The 1,546-nt window shown below is 67.3% G+C and carries 1 protein-coding gene; it reads left to right on the forward strand.

Annotation, left to right across the window (positions count from 1 at the left end; translation table 11 throughout):
• The first annotated feature begins 289 nt into the window (after positions 1–289).
• On the forward strand, positions 290–1,432 hold the full coding sequence (locus tag ACTQV4_RS10260; protein ID WP_441015756.1) for an IS110 family transposase: 1,143 nt from the start codon (positions 290–292) through the stop codon (positions 1,430–1,432).
• Positions 1,433–1,546: the final 114 nt, after the last annotated feature.

The raw sequence follows: 1,546 nt of genomic DNA on the forward strand, positions 1-1,546 counted from the left end.
CCCATTACAGTCTGAAGTGGGCCACCGATAAATTTCGATGGCGAGCATTCGGCGCATTGCCTACGATACGGGCAAGCCCCGAGGGGCCGCCGATCGGGCGCCTCCGGATGGCCGTCTGCCCCTGCCCCGTAGAGGGCCCGGGGGGTGTTGCCACCGGGGGCGCTCGCCGCTCCGGACGACTGATAGGAAACTGCCGGGCGCAAGCGCCACGGCCAGGTAATGTGGGTGTCGCAGGGAGGGGTTCCGATCGGCCTACCGATTGGAGGATAACACCGTGGCACCACCTAGAATGCCGGAAGCCGTCATCGGGCTCGATGTCGGGAAATTGTCCCATTGGGCATGCGTCGCGACCCGGGACGGCGAGATACTGCTGAGCGCCCCCGTCGCGAACAGGGAGGGCGATCTGGACTCGCTGTTCGGCCGCTTCCCCGACGCGCTCGTGGTCGTCGACCAGTCGCGCAACATAGGCGCCCTCGCGCTCGCCCGCGCCAAGGCGGCCGGGATGTCGGCGGCGTACCTGCCGGGACTCGCGGCACACGGGGCCGCCAGGCTCTTCGCCGGCGACGCCAAGACCGACGAGCGGGACGCAATGGTCATCGCGAAGACGGCGCTGGGCATCCCCGACGCACTCCTGCCGGTCGGGGATCCGGGCCCGACGGTCGCGGCGGCGAGGGCGCTGGCCGCCCAGAGAAACTTCCTGACCTGCGAAAACACCAGGAGCAAGAACCGGCTGCGCAGCATCCTGCTGGAATCGTGCCCCGCCTTCGAGGCGTTGGTCGACCTGTCCGACGGTCCCCAGCTGAGGCTCATGGCATCCCTCGGCGGGGCCTGGTCGGTGGCCGACGCCGGGCCCCGCAGGGCGGCGGCGCTCACGCGCGGGGCGGCGCGCGGCAAGATCGAGGCCCTCGTCCGCTCGACGGCCTCCTCGACAAGGCCGGATGCGGCGGCCATCGCCGCCGAGGACCGGGCGGTGAGGCTGCTCGCGCGCAGGATCTCCGAGAACTCGGCGGAGATCGATGTGATCACGGCGGAGATATCCGCCCTCCTCGAGGGCGACGATACCTACCGATGCCTCCTGACGGTGCCGGGGATCGGCCCCAAAACCGCTTCCGAGCTCGCGATCTCCATAGATATCGAAGACTTCCCAAGCCACGACAAGCTCGCGTCGTACTGCGGCCTGGCGCCGCGCAACCGCCAGTCGGGGACCTCGATCTCCTCGGTGACGGCATCGCGCCAAGGCAACAAGAGGCTGAAGAACCTGCTCATATTCTCGTGCAACTGCCTTACCCGGACAGAGGGAAGATGGGGCGATTACTACGCTAGGTGCCGAGAGCGGGGCATGCCGCACGGCAAGGCGCTCAAGGCGCTGGCACGAAAGAGGCTGAAGGTCATCTACGCGATCATGCGGGACAGGGTGCCCTACGCCGCCTAGTCGAAGCGCTCCGAACAGATTGGAGCCCATCGGCCGAAAGGCCTGGCGTTAGCATGTCGCGATTCAATCTCGAAAACAGCATTGCCCAGTTGACAAAACTATAGGAACACCCCC

This window comes from Collinsella sp. LCP19S3_B11, assembly GCF_052121915.1.
Taxonomy (GTDB): domain Bacteria; phylum Actinomycetota; class Coriobacteriia; order Coriobacteriales; family Coriobacteriaceae; genus Collinsella.